Raw genomic sequence first — 14710 nt, forward strand, 5'->3', positions numbered from 1 at the left:
GCTTACTTACCCAGCAGTGCTTTGATATCGAGGTACTCGCTGGCCCTGTCCGGGCAGAAGGGAGAGAGGTGGGGAATTTCGCCCAGCAGCGGGGCCGGCAGCCAGTCGCGCAGGGTGGCGACGTTCTCCTCGTGGCAACCCATGCGCTCGCCGCACTGATTGGCCACCCAGCCGGCCAGCGGCAGGCCGTCGCGGACGATGGCCTCGGCGGTGAGCAGGGCGTGATTGATGCAGCCCAGGCGCATGCCCACCACCAGAATCACCGGCGTGTTCAGCTCCCGGGCCAGGTCGGCCAGGGTCTCGCGGTTATTGAGGGGCACCCGCCAGCCACCTGCGCCCTCGATCAGGGTCAGGTCCGCGGTGCCGCCCATTACCCCACGGCACAATCCCGCCAGACGGCTCGCCTGCAGGCGGCGGCCGGCCTGCTCGGCGGCGATATGGGGTGCCAGCGGCGGTGCCAGGGCCACCGGATTTACCTGGGCGTAGGGCAGGGTTTCGGTCATCGCGGCCTGCAGGGCCAGGGCGTCTTCGTTGTGACCGTTGTCGTCGCAACCGGCCGCCACCGGCTTGACCGCGGCGGTGCACAGACCGGCCCGCGCGGCAGCCCTCAGCAGAGCGCAACTCACCGCGGTTTTGCCCACCTCGGTATCGGTACCGGTGACAAACCACGCCCGCTTCACGCCGCCTGCTCCCGGTGGCCTGCGCCACGCTTGCTGAACACGCCGTAGAAGACCTCATAGGTGGCCGGCAACAGGCCTTCGCTGCGAAAGCCCTCGTAGGCCGCCATCATGCCGGCCAGGGCCCTGCGCCCCCCCAGCCCGGCAGGGCGCTGGCTGTGCACATTGTGGGCGCCGATGCCCTTGAGTTCATCGAACAGCTGGCGCAGCCGGGCATAGCCCAGGCCAAGCAATTCCCGCTCCAGGTGCAGGGCCGGACCGGCGGCCTGCTCCAGCGCGGCCGCCGGCAGGAAATCATTGACGTGGCGCCCGCTGTCTACCGCGGCCCAGGCACTGCGCAGTTCCTGCAGTGTGGCGGGGCCGAGGGTGCTGAACAGGCACAGGCCACCGGGGCGCAGCACCCGCTGCAGTTCGGCGAACAGGGCCGCCGGGCGCTGGCACCACTGGATGGCAAGACTGGAAAACACCAGGTCCACGGAATCCGCCGCCAGCGGTAACTGTTCCGCGTCCCCCGCCACCCAGCGGGCGTCGGTGCCGCGCGCGCTGCGGGCGTAGTCCAACATGCCGCTGGCGAGATCGAGGCCGATATAGTGCGCCGCCGGGTAGCGCTGACTGAGGGCGGGCTGGAAATAGCCGGTACCACAGCCGAGATCGAGCACGGTGGCGACGCTGTCCTTCGCTGGCGGCAGGCGCAACAGCAGGCGCTCACCGACCTCGCGCTGCAGCGCCGCCACGCTGTCGTAGGTGCTGGCGGCGCGGCTGAAAGAGGCGGCGATGGCGCCCTTGTCCAGCCGCACCCCGGCGTCTCCGGCGGCATCGCCGGCGGCGAGCAGGTTCTGCTGTTGCAGAAAAGCCTCGAGTTCGGCAGCGACGAGCTGCGGGCACTGCAGTGGCAGGGCGTGTCCGCCCTCGTGCAAACTGCGCACCACCGCTCCGGGCAGACTCTGAAGCTGCGCGGCCAGGGCCGCTGCCAGCTCCGCGGGCAGCAGGCTGTCGCGCCCGGCCAGCAGGTGCAACTGCGGTTGCGCCAGCCCGGCGAGCACGGCGCGGGTATCCAGCCGGGCCAGCCACTCCAGCCCGCTGGCGCAGGCGGCCGCATTGCCGCGGCAGGCGGCCAGGTGCCGGCGCAGGCCGGCGGCGGCGGGCTGCCCCAGTGCCTGCAGGGCCTCGAAACGCTCAAGGCTGCGCGCGGGGTTGGTTTTGTGGGCACTGGCCATCTGCTGCAGATTGGCCGCGGGCACCCCGGGCCAACCGTCGGCAGCGGTAAAGTGAGGGTTGCTGGCCACCGTGACCAGTGCGCGGATCTGCTCCGGCGCCAGTGCCGCCGCGAGGCTGGCAATCTGCCCACCCAGCGACCAGCCCACCAGCACCGCGCCGTCGGGGCAGGCGTCGACGACAGCGCGGGCCAGCGTCGCAGCGTCACCCGGGTTGCCCTCGCCACCCAGGCCCGGCAGATCCAGCAGGGATACATTGGCCCAGGGCCGCAGGGCTTTCAGCAGGGGGCGCCAGCAGGCGCGACTGCTGCCCCAGCCATGCAACAGCACCAGCTCGGTGCGGGCCTCGCCACTGGCGCACAGCCGCTCGACAGTCAGCTCAAGCTGCATGGCGGGTGACTCCGGCCTGTTCCAGGGCTGCCAGCAGCTGGTCGACCTGCTGCTCCGAATGGCCAGCGGTCAGGGTGATGCGCAATCGCGCCGTGCCCACCGGTACCGTCGGCGGGCGGATAGCCCCCACCAGCACGCCGCGCTCTCGCAGCGCTTCGCTGAAGGCCACGGCGCGCCCGGCATCGCCAATCAGCAGCGGTTGGATCGGGCCGCCAACATCCGCCAGGGGCAGGCCCAGCTGCTCCGCCCCGCGACGGAATCTGGCGACCAGGTGCTGCAGATGCTCGCGGCGCCAGGCCTCTTCCCGCAGCAGGGCGAGAGCCGCCAGACCGGCCACTGCCAGTGCCGGCGGCATGGCGGTGGAATAGACATAGCTGCGGGCGAACTGGATCAGGGCCTCCACCAGCTCCTCGCCACCGGCGACAAAGGCGCCGCTGCACCCCAGGGCCTTGCCCAGGGTCGCCATCAACACCGGCACCTCCCCGCAGCCGAGCCCCGCCGCCTCCAGGCTGCCGGCGCCGCGCTGGCCCAGCACACCGAAGCCGTGGGCGTCGTCCACCATCAGCCAGGCATCGTGGCGCTGGCAGAGTTCGGCCAGCGGTGCCAGGGGCGCCACATCGCCGTCCATGCTGAATACCCCGTCGACCGCCACCAGCGCGGGGCCGCTGAGTCGCGCCAGTTTGCGCTCCAGGGTGTCGAGATCGTTGTGGGGAAAGCGGCTCAGGCGGGCGCCACTGTGCAGGCCGCCGTCCAGCAGGGAGGCGTGGTTGAGGCGGTCCTGCAGTACCGTGTCGCCCGGCTGCAGAAGCACCGACAGGGTCGCGGTATTGGCCGCAAAGCCACTGCCGAACAGCAGGGCCCGGGGGCGGCCGGTGTAGTCGGCCAGGGCTTCTTCCAGTTGCTGGTGGGCCCGGCTGTGGCCGCATACCAGGTGGGAGGCGCCGCTGCCGACACCGTAGTCGCGGGCCCCCTGCTGCAGGGCCGCCACCAGTTTCGGGTGGGCCGCCAGACCCAGGTAATCGTTGCTGCAGAAGTTCAGGAGTTCGCGATCACCCAGGCGCACCAGCGGCCCCTGGGATGAACCCAGGATCCGCCGGTGCCGGTACAGGTGTTCAACCCTGCGCGCCTCCAGGGAGGCGGCCAGGCGCTCGCGAAACAGCGACACGGTTCAGGCGCTGGCGCCCGCGGCAGCGTCGTAGAAGCGCGGGTCGGGCGCGGCGGGTTCCGCTTCCACCCGGCGCTGTTCCGGGTTGATGCCCAGGCGGCCGAACAGCTCCATATCCTTGTTCGCCTGCGGGTTAGGGGTGGTCAGCAGTTTCTCGCCATAGAATATGGAGTTGGCGCCGGCGAAGTAGGCCAGGGCGTGCATCTGCTCGTTCATCTCCTCGCGGCCGGCGGACAGCCGCACGTGGGACGCCGGCATCATGATGCGGGCCACGGCGATGGTGCGAATAAAATCGAAGGGATCGAGGTCTGCCTCGTCCGCCAGCGGCGTCCCCTCCACCCGCACCAGCATGTTGATGGGCACGCTCTCCGGGTGCCGGGGCATATTGGCCAGCTGCTGCAGCAGGCCGGCGCGGTCACCGGCGTTTTCACCCATGCCGACAATGCCACCGCTGCACACTTTCATGCCGGCGCTGCGTACGTGATCGAGGGTTTCCAGGCGATCCTGGTAGGTGCGCGTGGTAATGATCTCGCCGTAGTACTCGGGCGAGGTATCCAGGTTGTGGTTGTAGTAGTCCAGCCCCGCCTCGGCCAGCTCCCGGGCCTGCTCGTCGGTGAGCATGCCCAGGGTCATGCAGCTCTCCAGGCCCAGCTCCTTCACGCCGCGCACCATGGCGGTGACGTAGGGCATGTCGCGCTTCTTCGGCGAGCGCCAGGCGGCCCCCATACAGAAGCGGGTCGCGCCGGTATCCCTGGCGGCGCGGGCCTGCTCCAGCACCTTCTCCACTTCCATCAGCTTTTCCGCTTCCAGGCCGGTGTCGTAACGGGTGCTCTGGGGGCAGTACTTGCAGTCCTCCGGACAGGCGCCGGTTTTGATGGAAAGCAGTGTGCTGACCTGTACTTCGTTCGGGTCAAAATACTGGCGGTGCAGGGTCTGGGCCTGAAACAGCAGATCGTTGAAGGGCAGATCAAACAGGGCCTGCACCTCGGCGCGGGTCCAGTCATGACGGATCAGCGGGCGCTGGGCGGGAGCGGGGTTCATTTCGGCAACCGACATAGTGCGAGTCCATAACTGCAAGAGGTAAAGCCGCCATGATAGTTGCGCCAGCATTGCTGTCAACCGGGAGCGGCAGGTATGGTTAACAAGTTCCGGTGGGCGCTCAGCCAGGGGCTCAACATCCTGCTGCCCCAGTACTGCCTGTTCTGTGGCCTGACGAGCAACACCGCCCTGCCCCTGTGTCGCGACTGTCGGCGGGAGCTGCCGCTCAACCAGCCCTGCTGCGAGCGCTGCGCCCTGCCGCTGGCGCGCCACAGCGCCCGTTTCTGCGGCCGCTGCCTGGCGCAGAAGGCGCCGCCCTTTGACCGGGTGATCGCTCCCTACCGCTACGACCCCCAGCTCGCCCTGCTGATCCAGCGCTGGAAGTACCAGCCGCTGCCGCGCCTGGGGCTGCTGGCAGCCAGCCTGTGGCAGGACGCCGTGCCGGAACCACCGCCAGTCGATGTGCTGGTGGCGGTGCCCCTGCACTGGCGGAAACTGCTGCGCCGGGGCTTCAACCAGTCCGGCCAGTTCAGCGAACTGCTGTACCGGCGCCATCCGGCGCTGGGTGACAAGTGCCTCGCGCGGCGCCTGCTGCGGCGCCAGCGTGCAACGGCGGTGCAGGCGGGCCTGGACGCCGCCGCGCGGCAGCGCAACCTGCACGGCGCCTTTACATTGCGGGGGCGCTGTGACAATTTGCGGGTCGCAGTAGTCGACGACGTTATGACAACCGGTGCCACTGCCAGCGAACTGGCCCGCTGCCTGAAGGCCGGAGGCGCGCGGGAGGTGCAACTGTGGTGCCTGGCGCGTACTCCCGCCCCCGCGAACTGACAAGGATTCCCGTGCGATTGCTGTGCCTGCTAATCCTGTTGCTGTCCCTGCCGGCGCATGCCGGCGACACCCTCCGCGTGGCCGTGGCTGCCAATTTCCGCGCAGTACTCGAAACCCTGGCCCCGGACTTCGAAGCGGCCGATGGCACTGCCCTCAGCCTGAGCAGCGCCTCCACCGGCGTGCTCTACAGCCAGATTCGCCACGGCGCGCCCTTCGATGTCCTGCTGGCGGCGGACAGCGAGCGACCTGCACTGCTGGAGGCCGAAGGCCTGGGCGACCAGCGCAGCTGCTATGCCCTGGGCCAGCTGGTGCTGGTGGGTAGCGATTCACTGGATGCGCTGGCCAATCCCGCCCTCAGCCTCGCCATCGCCAACCCGGCCACTGCTCCCTACGGTCTGGCCGCCGGGCAGGTGCTGGCCAGGCCCGCCTACGCCGCCGGCCAGGGCCGCAAACAGGTGCAGGGCAACAATGTGGTCCAGACCTGGCAGTTCTGGCACAGCGGCAGCGTCGACCTGGCGCTGGTACCGCGCTCGCTGGCGGGGGACAGGGGCATACCGGTACCCGCCGCATGGCACGACCCCCTGCGCCAGGAAGCGCTGATTCTCAACAGCGAACGAAGCACTGCCGCCCGCCGCTTTCTCGCCTGGCTAGGCAGCCCCCCCGTGCAGGCCCGCCTGCAGGCCGCCGGATACGGCCCCTGCCCGTGACCGCCGCCGAGCTCGATGCCGTCCGGCTGACCCTGGCACTGGCCGGTACCACCACCCTGATCCTGATGTTGCTGGGCACGCCGCTGGCCTGGTGGCTGTCGCGCCGGCGTGGCAATTTACCCGCGCTGGTGGAGGCCCTGGTGGCCATGCCGCTGATTCTGCCGCCGACCGTGCTCGGCTTTTACCTGCTGTTGATGCTGGCGCCGGACAGCGCCGTTGGCGCCCTGTGGCAGCGGCTCACCGGCCAGCAGCTGGCCTTCAGCTTCAGCGCCCTGGTCATCGGCTCGGTGATCTACTCTCTGCCCTTTGTCGTGCAACCGCTGCAGGCCGCCTTCGCCCGGGTGCCGACGACCCTGCTGCAGGCCGCCGCCACCCTGGGGGCCACACCGCTGGACCAGTTCCGCAGTGTGGTGGCGCCCCTGTGCCGGCGCAGCTTTCTGGTGGCGGCCTGTCTCGGCTTTGCCCATACCGTGGGCGAGTTCGGCGTCATCCTGATGATCGGCGGCAATATTCCCGGGGAGACCCGGGTGGTCTCGGTGGCGCTCTATGACTATGTGGAATCCCTGCAATTTGCCGAGGCCCACCGCCTGGCGGGCGGGCTGGTGGTGTTCTCCCTGCTGCTGCTGTTCCTGCTCTATCGCAATAACGGCCGCCCGCGGGCGGACCAGCAATGAGCGCACTCGATCTGGCGCTGCGCTGCGCCGGCGCCGATGGCTTCGCGCTGGACATCACTGAACGGCTTTCCCTCACTGGAGTAACCGCAGTGTTCGGCGCCAGCGGCAGCGGCAAAACCACGCTGCTGGAATGTGTCGCCGGCCTGCGCGCGCCCGAGCCCGGCAGCCGCATCGCCTTCGACGACGAAACCTGGGTGGATACCGGCCACAGCCTGCCCCCCTGGCGGCGCGGGATCGGTTACGTCTTCCAGGATGCGCGCCTGTTCCCTCACCTCGATGTGCGGGGCAACCTGACCTACGGCCAGCGCCGCAAAGTCTCCGCGAAGGGCCCAACGCTGGCGCAGGTTTGCGCCTGGCTCGGCCTGCAGGACTTGCTGCACCGCGCCCCGGACACCCTGTCCGCCGGCCAGCGCCAGCGCGTATCCATGGGGCGGGCCCTGCTGGCGGCGCCGCGCCTGCTGTTGCTGGATGAGCCCCTGGCCAACCTCGACGGCGACAGCCGCCGCCAGTGCCTGGCCGCCCTGCGCCACGCCATCGCCGCCAGTCGCATTCCCGCCCTCTACGTCAGCCACGACGCCGAGGAAGTCAGCCACCTGGCAGATCGCCTGCTGATCCTGGCCGCCGGGCGTGTCACCGAACACGGCAGCATGCTGGATCTGTCCAGCCGTATCGACAGCGCCCTGGCCAAAGACGAGCAGGCCGCCGCCATCGTGCACTGCCAGCTGGCCGCCCACGACAGCCCCTTCGGCCTCAGTGAACTGCACTGCGAGGGCAACAGCCTGTGGGTCAACCACCTGCCCGGCGAGATCGGCTCACTGCATCGCCTGCGCATTCCCGCACGGGACGTCAGCCTGTGCCGGGAACTGCCACGGGACACCAGCATCCTCAATATTTTGCCGGTACAACTGGACGAAATAGAACCCGGCGACGCTCCGCGCCTGCTGGTGCGGCTGCGCGCAGGGGAGCAGTTCCTGCTGGCGCGCATCACCCGCAAATCTGCCACTGCGCTGCAACTCAAGGTAGGTGATAAGCTGTTTGCCCAGATCAAGAGCACTGCCCTGCTCACGGAGACAGCCGAGCCAGCATGAATCAGCATCCCTACGAAACGCTTACTCCGGATATGGTGATCGACGCTGTCGAATCGGCCGGCTACCTCAGCGACGCCCGCCTGCTCGCCCTGAACAGTTACGAGAACCGGGTCTACCAGGTCGGCCTGGAGGAGGGCGAGCCTCTCATCGCCAAGTTCTATCGCCCCGAGCGCTGGAGCGACGAGCAGATTCTGGAGGAGCACAGCTTCAGCCGCGAACTGGTGGAGGCCGATATTTCGGTGGTTGCTCCCATGGCCAATGACGACGGAGAAACCCTCCACCGCCACGGCGGTTTCCGCTTCGCGCTGTTCAAGCGTCGCGGCGGCTACCCGCCCGAACTGGACAATCCCGACAGCCAACTGGTCCTCGGCCGCACCCTCGGCCGCATCCACGCGGTTGGCGCTGCCCGCCCTTTCAAATACCGCCCGGCCCTCACTGTGCAGCGACTGCTGGCAGAGCCGCGGGAGTTCATCATCGAGCACTTCATCCCCGCGGAGTTGCGCCCGGCCTATGCCACACTCACCGAGGATTTGCTGGAGATTGTGGAGACGCTGTACGCGGAGATACAACCAGCGGACTGGATTCGGGTCCACGGCGACTGTCATGTGGGCAATATTCTATGGCGCGACGATACGGCGCATTTTGTGGATCTCGATGATTGTTGCAGTGCCCCGGCGATCCAGGATTTGTGGATGTTCCTCAGCGGCGAGCGCCATGAGCGGGAACTGCAACTCTGTGAGCTGATCGAGGGCTATTCGGAGTTCTGCGATTTCAGTCCGCGTCAGTTACGCTGGGTGGAGGTGCTGCGCTCGATGCGCCTGGTGCACTATGCGGCCTGGCTGGCGCGGCGCTGGGAGGACCCGGCGTTTCCCCGCAGTTTTACGTGGTTCAATACGGAGCGCTACTGGGCGGACCATATTCTGGAGTTGCGGGAGCAGCTTGGCGCTTTGCAGGAGGAGCCGCTGCGGTTGTTGTGAGGGGCTGGTGGCGGCCCTGTGGGCCGCTGCATCGCCGCCGGCCGGTGAAAGTCTTTTGCTCCATTCCGGGACGATCGGCTGTGCCTTCCCTGGGGGATTCTTTACCTCGTTAGTTGCTGCCGGCTTCGTTGTGACCGCTGTGTGCACAGAATTCTTGGCACGCTGATCGTTCTGAAGTTCGGCAGTGCCCTTCGCGAGGCCGGGTGACTCCGTAAGTGTGGACCGAGCCCACAGCCGCCGCCCTCCAAGTCCGCAAAAGGCTTTCCCCCGCCGACGTCAATGCGGGTGCCAGCGGGAGGTGACTGTCTTCGGATGGAGAGATCGGTGGGTTCGGTCGGTTTGGCGGGTCCAGCATTCTTTCGCAACAAAGCACCCATGGTGCGGTTTCCCCGCCGCGTTGACGGCGAGCAGGGGAGCTTCTTTTACGGACTTGGAGGGCGGCGGCTGTGAGCGCGGTCTGCCCTTACAGCGTCACCAGCCCCCGCGAAGGGCACTACCGAACTTCAGAACGATCAACGTGCACAAAATCCTGTGCACTCGGAGGTCACAACAAAGCCGGCTGCAACTACCGAGCTAAAAATCACCCAAAGGAAGGCACAGCCGATCGTCCCGGAATGGAGTAAAAGAAGCTCCCCTGATCGCCGGCGACGCAGCGGCCGCAAGGCCGCCCGGAATAGAGCAAAAGAAACTCCCCTGATCGCCGACGACGCAGCGGCCGCAAGGCCGCGCGAATTATCCACAGCAACGCAGCGGCGGCAAGGCCGCCAACATATAGACCAACACTACCTAGTCACGCCTGGACTTCGGATATACCACTCCCCACAACCACCGCCAGGAACTGTTCTCCCCCAGCACCTGCCGGTCCACCTCATCAAAAAACCGCTCCATCCCCTCCGGATCCCTAAAATAATCCAGCCGGGTCGTAAAACCGCGATCGGCATCCAGCTCCTTGACCACCCTCGCCGGATTGCCCGCCACCACCACATTGGCCGGCACATCCCGGGTAACCACAGCGCGGGCCGCGACTACCGAATTGTCGCCAATCGTCACGCCCTTCAGGACAGTGGCATGATCCCCCAGCCACACATTGCGGCCGATATGCACAGGCGTCACCCCCTCGTCACGCCGGGTGCGATCGTAGATGCCGTGCCAGTCGGAATCAGTCACATAGGCGCCGTTGGCGAACATGGTGCCATCGCCGATAGTGATTTCGTCAGAAGCGCTGATGCGGGAACCCGGGCTCATCAGCACACAGTCGCCGATCTCAACCCTGCCGGCGCCTTCCTCCCGGCCCCACACGCCGATTTCCACCCGGTGCTGGGGTTCGCCGATGGCCGTGAAACTGCGACCAATGCGGATGTTCGGACCGGAGATGTGAACGAACCAGGGCTTCATGACCGTTTCATAGGGTCCGAAGTACTCGCACTCGGGGCGCAGAAAGTAGTCGGTGTACCAGCGACGGAAGGAGAGGTAGGCTTTTTTCAGCCAGTAGGGACGGTTGTCCTTGCGCATGCGGGGAGCCTTGTACTGGCGAATCTGTTATTGCTGAATCTATTATCGGATAGCGGCGCTTTTTGCCGGCACACACTTTTACAGGAGCACCCCGTTTTTGCAAGCCAACTCACGGCCGGTCAGCAGCAGCCAGCTCTGGACGCACCCGAAGCTGCCGGCCCTTGTTCATCGTCACCTGGCACAGCCCTGGCGCAAACCGGTGGCGGATTTCAACCGGGCGGCCTTCGCGGAACTGGAAGCGGCACTGCAATCCAGGTCGCGGCCGCTGCTGCTGGACTCTTTCTGCGGTACCGGCCAGAGCACCGCCACGCTGGCGCAACAGTATCCGCAACATCTGGTCGTCGGTATCGACAAGTCGGCCCAGCGCCTGCAGCGTCATGTTGCAGGTGGCGGCGGCAACTACCTGCTGCTGCGGGCGGAGTGCGAGGCTATCTGGCAATTGCTGCTGGAAAGGCGCTGGCGGCCAGAGCGCCACTACCTTCTCTATCCCAATCCCTGGCCCAAGCCCGGCCACCTGCAGCGGCGTATTCACGGCCACGCCAGCTTCCCCCTGCTGCTGCAGCTCGGCGGCAGGGTTGAACTGCGCTCCAACTGGCAGGTCTATGTGGAGGAATTCGGCCTCGCCATGCATCTGGCCGGCCGCCGTGGGCAGGTGGAGCGCATCCCCGGCGAGCCCCCCCCCCTCACGCTTTTTGAGGACAAGTACCGCAAAAGCGGTCACGCCCTGTGGCGTTACCAGGGCCGGGCCCAGGGGGTATGATGGATGCTGTGGTGTCCGGTATGATGGCCGGCCCGACTGGAGATAGCATTGATGTCTGCAATTCACGATGACCCGGTGTGGGAACGCATCCACGAGGAAACCCGCGCCCAGGCAGCCGCCGAGCCCATGCTGGCCAGCTATCTGCACGCCACCATCCTCAACCACAACCGGCTTGAACACGCGCTCAGCTTCCACCTGGCCAATCAGCTGGACAGCCCGGCGGCCTCCGCCCTGCTGTTGCGCGAGGTGATGGAGGAAGCGTTCACCGACGACAGCTGCCTGCGCAAAACCGTGCGCGCCGACCTGCTGGCCGTAGAGGAGCGCGACTCCGCCTGCAATGAACTCTACGTGCCCTTTCTCTACTTCAAGGGCTTCCACGCCCTGCAGACCCACCGCGTGGCGCACTGGCTGTGGAATCGCGGGCGCCGCTCGCTGGCCCTGTTTTTCCAGAACCGCATGTCCTCGGAATTCGCGGTGGACATTCACCCGGCGGCAAAGCTGGGCCACGGCCTGCTACTGGATCACGCCACCGGCCTTGTCATCGGCGAGACCGCTGTCGTCGGCAACAACGTGTCCATCCTGCAATCGGTGACCCTCGGCGGCACCGGCAAGGAAGACGGCGACCGCCACCCGAAAATCGGCAACGGGGTGTTGATCAGCGCTGGCGCGAAGATTCTCGGCAATATCCGGGTGGGTGACGGCGCCAAGGTCGGCGCCGGTTCAGTGGTACTGGAGGAAGTGCCGCCCCATACGACGGTGGCGGGGGTACCGGCGAAGGTGGTCGGCCGCCCGGCCTCGGAATCGCCAGCGCTGGAGATGGATCACGATTTCTGCTGCGACGAAGTGGCAGCCCAGCAGCAGGAAGTGGCAGCCAAGCAGCAGAAAGCCAGCTAAGTCCCTCTCAGGCGTCGAAGATCTTGCCGGGGTTCATGATCCCGGCAGGGTCGAAGGCGCGCTTGATCTGGCGCATCAGGTCGATCTCCAGCTCTGAGCGGCTGTATGGCAGGTAATCCTTTTTCAGCAGGCCGACGCCGTGCTCGGCGGAAACACTGCCACCGTAGCGCTGCACAATCTCGAACACCCACTGGCTGACCTCGCCGCAGCGCTGCTTGAACTCGTCGACCGGCAGGTCATCGGGCTTGAGCACGTTGAGATGGACATTGCCGTCGCCAATGTGGCCGAACCAGACGATCTCGAAGTCCGGGTAGGCGCCATTCACTACCTGCTCTACCTCGCTGAGGAAGTCCGGCACCTTGGCCACGGTGGTGGAAATGTCGTTCTTGTAGGGTGTCCAGCGGGAAATGGTTTCAGAGATATCCTCCCGCAGGCGCCACAGGCTCTCCGCCTGGGCCACGCTCTGACTGGCCACGCCATCCACCACCCAGCCCTGTTCCACACAGTGCTCGAACAACGCCATGGCCTGCTCCATGTCCGCCCCGGTGAGCTGCTCGAACTCCAGCAGGGCGTAGTATTCGGCCGGTGTTTCGAAGGGACGCTGCAGGCCCTGGTGCTCAACCACTTTCTGCAGGGCCAGCTCGGAGAAAAATTCAAAAGCCTGCAGATCCATTTTTGCCTGGTAGGCGGCCAGCACCTGCATGATGGCGCCCATGTCCGGCACACCCAGCACCAGTACCGCCGGGTCCTGCGGCGGGCGGGCCAGGGCCATGGTGGCCTCTACCACGATGCCGAGGGTACCCTCGGCACCGATCACCAGTTGGCGCAGATCGTAACCGGCGTTGTTTTTCACCAGGCCGCGATTCAGGTCGAGCAGTTCCCCGGTGCCGGTGACCAGCTTGAGGCCGGCCACCCAGTCCCGGGTCATGCCGTGGCGGATCACCTTGATACCCCCGGCATTGGTGGAGATATTGCCGCCGATCTGGCTGGAGCCCGCCGAGGCGAAATCCACCGGGTAGTAAAGCCCCTGGCCCTCGGCAAATTGCTGTAACTGTTCGGTAATGACGCCGGCGCCACAGCGCACGGTGCGCTCCACCGGGTTGAAATCGGCAATGCTGCTGAGGCGGTCCAGGGCGATGACCAGTTCGCCATTTGCGGCGACAGCGCCGGCGCTGAGGCCGGTGCGCCCGCCGGAGGGCACGATGGCCAGCCCCTCGCGGGCGGCCAGGCGCACAATGTCCTGCACCTCTTCAATCGAGCCCGGCAGCAGCACCGCTGAAGGGGTCGGCGTGTGAAAGCGGGTCCAGTCACGGCCGTAGTGCGCGGCGGATTCGGCATCGGTCAACACGCGCTCTGCGCCCACAATATCCGCCAGGGCGGACAGGGTCGCGGGACTCAGGCGGGGAGTGGCCAGATCGTTCACAAAAGGTCCTCGGGTAATTTTCACGGCGCGCCGGGTCCGGCGCTGTTTTCAGGGCGGCGTATGGTACCATACGCGCCCCTCGCAACCCCCACAGACACAGTCTTTGTAACGGAGCCGGCACCGCCATGGCGCAACAGTCATTGGAAAAGAGCAAGATCAAATTTCTCCTGCTGGAGGGCGTCCACCCCTCCGCCGTGGAAACCCTGCGCCAGTCCGGGTACGAGAATATCGAACTGCACCAGAAAGCCCTGCCCACCGAGGAGCTGAAGGCGGCTATCGCCAGCGCCCACTTTGTCGGCATCCGCTCGCGCACCCAGCTCACCGCGGACGTATTCGAGGCCGCCCAGAAACTGGTGGCTGTCGGTTGCTTCTGCATCGGCACCAACCAGGTCGATCTGGGCGCCGCTACCGAGCGCGGCATTGCCGTGTTCAACGCCCCTTTCAGCAACACCCGCTCCGTGGCGGAACTGGTGATCGCCGAGGCCATCCTGCTGTTGCGCGGCGTGGCCCAGAAGAACGCCGCCGCCCACCGCGGCCAGTGGCAGAAATCCGCCGCCAATTCCTTTGAAATTCGCGGCAAGAAGCTGGGCATCGTCGGCTACGGCAACATCGGCATGCAGCTCGGCGTGATCGCCGAGAGCATGGGCATGCAGGTGCTGTTCTACGACGTGGTCAACAAGCTGCCCCTCGGCAACGCCCGCCAGGTACCCAGCCTGAACCAGCTGCTGTCCCAGGCCGACGTGGTCAGCCTGCACGTGCCCGAAACCGCCAGCACCCAGAACATGATCGCCGCCGAGCAGCTGGCCCTGATGCCCGCCGGCAGCATTCTGATCAACGCCTCCCGCGGCACGGTAGTGGACATCGACGCCCTCGCCACCGCCCTGCGCGAAGAAAAGCTGTCCGGCGCCGCCATCGACGTATTCCCGGTGGAGCCGCGCTCCAACGACGAGGAATTCGTCTCGCCCCTGCGCGAGTTCGACAACACCATCCTCACCCCTCACATCGGCGGCAGCACCGTGGAGGCGCAGGAGAACATCGGCATGGAAGTGGCCGAGAAACTGGCCCGCTACAGCGACAACGGCACCACCACCTCCGCGGTCAACATGCCGGAAGTGGCCCTGCCGGAACACGCCGGCAGCCACCGCCTGCTGCACATCCACCACAATGTGCCCGGGGTGATGAGCGCCATCAACACCGTGTTCTCGGAAAATGCCATCAACGTCTCGGCCCAGTACCTGCAAACCAATGAGAAGGTAGGCTATGTGGTGATCGACATCGACGCCGACTACTCCGACATCGCGCTGGAGAAGCTGGCCGCCGTAGACGGTACGATTCGCACTCGCGTACTATTCTGAGCACGCCA

The 14710-nt window shown here is 66.5% G+C and carries 14 protein-coding genes; 8 read left to right on the forward strand and 6 right to left on the reverse strand.

Annotated elements, in window-relative coordinates:
• Window positions 1-2: 2 nt before the first annotated feature.
• From bioD to bioB, 4 genes are read right to left on the reverse strand one after another with little or no spacing between them, the layout of a single operon-like run.
• Window positions 3-680 (reverse strand): dethiobiotin synthase, encoded by a 678-nt coding sequence (gene bioD / locus FVW59_RS07255; protein ID WP_148063597.1) that lies wholly within the window; start codon window positions 678-680, stop codon window positions 3-5.
• Window positions 677-2281 carry a malonyl-ACP O-methyltransferase BioC gene (bioC, locus tag FVW59_RS07260; protein ID WP_148063598.1) on the reverse strand — a complete coding sequence of 535 codons (1605 nt, stop codon included), beginning with the start codon at window positions 2279-2281 and terminating at the stop codon, window positions 677-679. Before bioC ends, bioD begins: the two co-directional genes overlap by 4 nt.
• Window positions 2271-3446, reverse strand: coding sequence for an 8-amino-7-oxononanoate synthase (gene bioF / locus FVW59_RS07265; protein WP_148063599.1), 1176 nt, complete (start codon window positions 3444-3446; stop codon window positions 2271-2273). The genes bioC and bioF overlap by 11 nt, the downstream gene beginning before the upstream one ends.
• A 3-nt stretch (window positions 3447-3449) precedes the next feature.
• Window positions 3450-4502: a biotin synthase BioB gene (gene bioB, locus FVW59_RS07270; RefSeq protein ID WP_246139665.1), complete on the reverse strand. Its 1053-nt coding sequence runs from the start codon at window positions 4500-4502 to the stop codon at window positions 3450-3452.
• A gap of 78 nt (window positions 4503-4580) precedes the next feature.
• On the opposite strand from bioB, the gene FVW59_RS07275 reads away from it, so the two are divergent.
• From FVW59_RS07275 to FVW59_RS07295, 5 genes are read left to right on the forward strand one after another with little or no spacing between them, the layout of a single operon-like run.
• A complete protein-coding gene (locus tag FVW59_RS07275; protein ID WP_222711448.1) occupies window positions 4581-5312 on the forward strand; it encodes a ComF family protein in 732 nt (243 codons plus the stop codon).
• 11 nt (window positions 5313-5323) lie between these two features.
• Window positions 5324-6019 (forward strand): molybdate ABC transporter substrate-binding protein, encoded by a 696-nt coding sequence (gene modA / locus FVW59_RS07280; RefSeq protein ID WP_187275808.1) that lies wholly within the window; start codon window positions 5324-5326, stop codon window positions 6017-6019.
• The gene (gene modB / locus FVW59_RS07285) at window positions 6016-6693 is read left to right on the forward strand and encodes a molybdate ABC transporter permease subunit (RefSeq protein ID WP_425468397.1); all 678 of its coding nucleotides are present in this window, start codon (window positions 6016-6018) and stop codon (window positions 6691-6693) included. Before modA ends, modB begins: the two co-directional genes overlap by 4 nt.
• On the forward strand, window positions 6690-7781 hold the full coding sequence (gene modC / locus FVW59_RS07290) for a molybdenum ABC transporter ATP-binding protein (RefSeq protein WP_148063601.1): 1092 nt from the start codon (window positions 6690-6692) through the stop codon (window positions 7779-7781). Before modB ends, modC begins: the two co-directional genes overlap by 4 nt.
• The gene (locus tag FVW59_RS07295) at window positions 7778-8758 is read left to right on the forward strand and encodes a serine/threonine protein kinase (protein WP_148063602.1); all 981 of its coding nucleotides are present in this window, start codon (window positions 7778-7780) and stop codon (window positions 8756-8758) included. Before modC ends, FVW59_RS07295 begins: the two co-directional genes overlap by 4 nt.
• A gap of 786 nt (window positions 8759-9544) precedes the next feature.
• Here FVW59_RS07295 and FVW59_RS07300 read toward each other — a convergent pair.
• On the reverse strand, window positions 9545-10270 hold the full coding sequence (locus FVW59_RS07300) for an acyltransferase (RefSeq protein WP_148063603.1): 726 nt from the start codon (window positions 10268-10270) through the stop codon (window positions 9545-9547).
• Window positions 10271-10367: 97 nt separating this feature from the next.
• Between FVW59_RS07300 and trmB the strand changes: the two genes are divergently transcribed.
• Window positions 10368-11030: a tRNA (guanine(46)-N(7))-methyltransferase TrmB gene (gene trmB / locus FVW59_RS07305; protein ID WP_148063604.1), complete on the forward strand. Its 663-nt coding sequence runs from the start codon at window positions 10368-10370 to the stop codon at window positions 11028-11030.
• Window positions 11031-11081: 51 nt separating this feature from the next.
• The gene (gene cysE / locus FVW59_RS07310) at window positions 11082-11924 is read left to right on the forward strand and encodes a serine O-acetyltransferase (protein ID WP_148063605.1); all 843 of its coding nucleotides are present in this window, start codon (window positions 11082-11084) and stop codon (window positions 11922-11924) included.
• A 7-nt stretch (window positions 11925-11931) separates the two neighbouring features.
• On the opposite strand, the gene FVW59_RS07315 is transcribed toward cysE, so the two are convergent.
• Window positions 11932-13347, reverse strand: coding sequence for an FAD-binding oxidoreductase (locus FVW59_RS07315; RefSeq protein ID WP_148063606.1), 1416 nt, complete (start codon window positions 13345-13347; stop codon window positions 11932-11934).
• A gap of 125 nt (window positions 13348-13472) precedes the next feature.
• Between FVW59_RS07315 and serA the strand changes: the two genes are divergently transcribed.
• A complete protein-coding gene (serA, locus tag FVW59_RS07320; RefSeq protein WP_148063607.1) occupies window positions 13473-14702 on the forward strand; it encodes a phosphoglycerate dehydrogenase in 1230 nt (409 codons plus the stop codon).
• The last annotated feature ends 8 nt before the right edge of the window (window positions 14703-14710 follow it).

Source organism: Parahaliea aestuarii (genome assembly GCF_008064635.1).
Lineage (GTDB): Bacteria > Pseudomonadota > Gammaproteobacteria > Pseudomonadales > Halieaceae > Parahaliea > Parahaliea aestuarii.

What these genes read in the sequence shown, in the direction of transcription:
- modC (WP_148063601.1), top strand. Translation starts at nt 6,690, where the DNA reads ATGAGCGCACTCGATCTGGCGCTGCGCTGCGCCGGCGCCGATGGCTTC.
- bioC (WP_148063598.1), bottom strand. Translation starts at nt 2,281, where the DNA reads ATGCAGCTTGAGCTGACTGTCGAGCGGCTGTGCGCCAGTGGCGAGGCC.
- bioB (WP_246139665.1), bottom strand. Translation starts at nt 4,502, where the DNA reads ATGTCGGTTGCCGAAATGAACCCCGCTCCCGCCCAGCGCCCGCTGATC.
- serA (WP_148063607.1), top strand. Translation starts at nt 13,473, where the DNA reads ATGGCGCAACAGTCATTGGAAAAGAGCAAGATCAAATTTCTCCTGCTG.
- FVW59_RS07300 (WP_148063603.1), bottom strand. Translation starts at nt 10,270, where the DNA reads ATGCGCAAGGACAACCGTCCCTACTGGCTGAAAAAAGCCTACCTCTCC.
- FVW59_RS07295 (WP_148063602.1), top strand. Translation starts at nt 7,778, where the DNA reads ATGAATCAGCATCCCTACGAAACGCTTACTCCGGATATGGTGATCGAC.
- FVW59_RS07275 (WP_222711448.1), top strand. Translation starts at nt 4,581, where the DNA reads ATGGTTAACAAGTTCCGGTGGGCGCTCAGCCAGGGGCTCAACATCCTG.
- cysE (WP_148063605.1), top strand. Translation starts at nt 11,082, where the DNA reads ATGTCTGCAATTCACGATGACCCGGTGTGGGAACGCATCCACGAGGAA.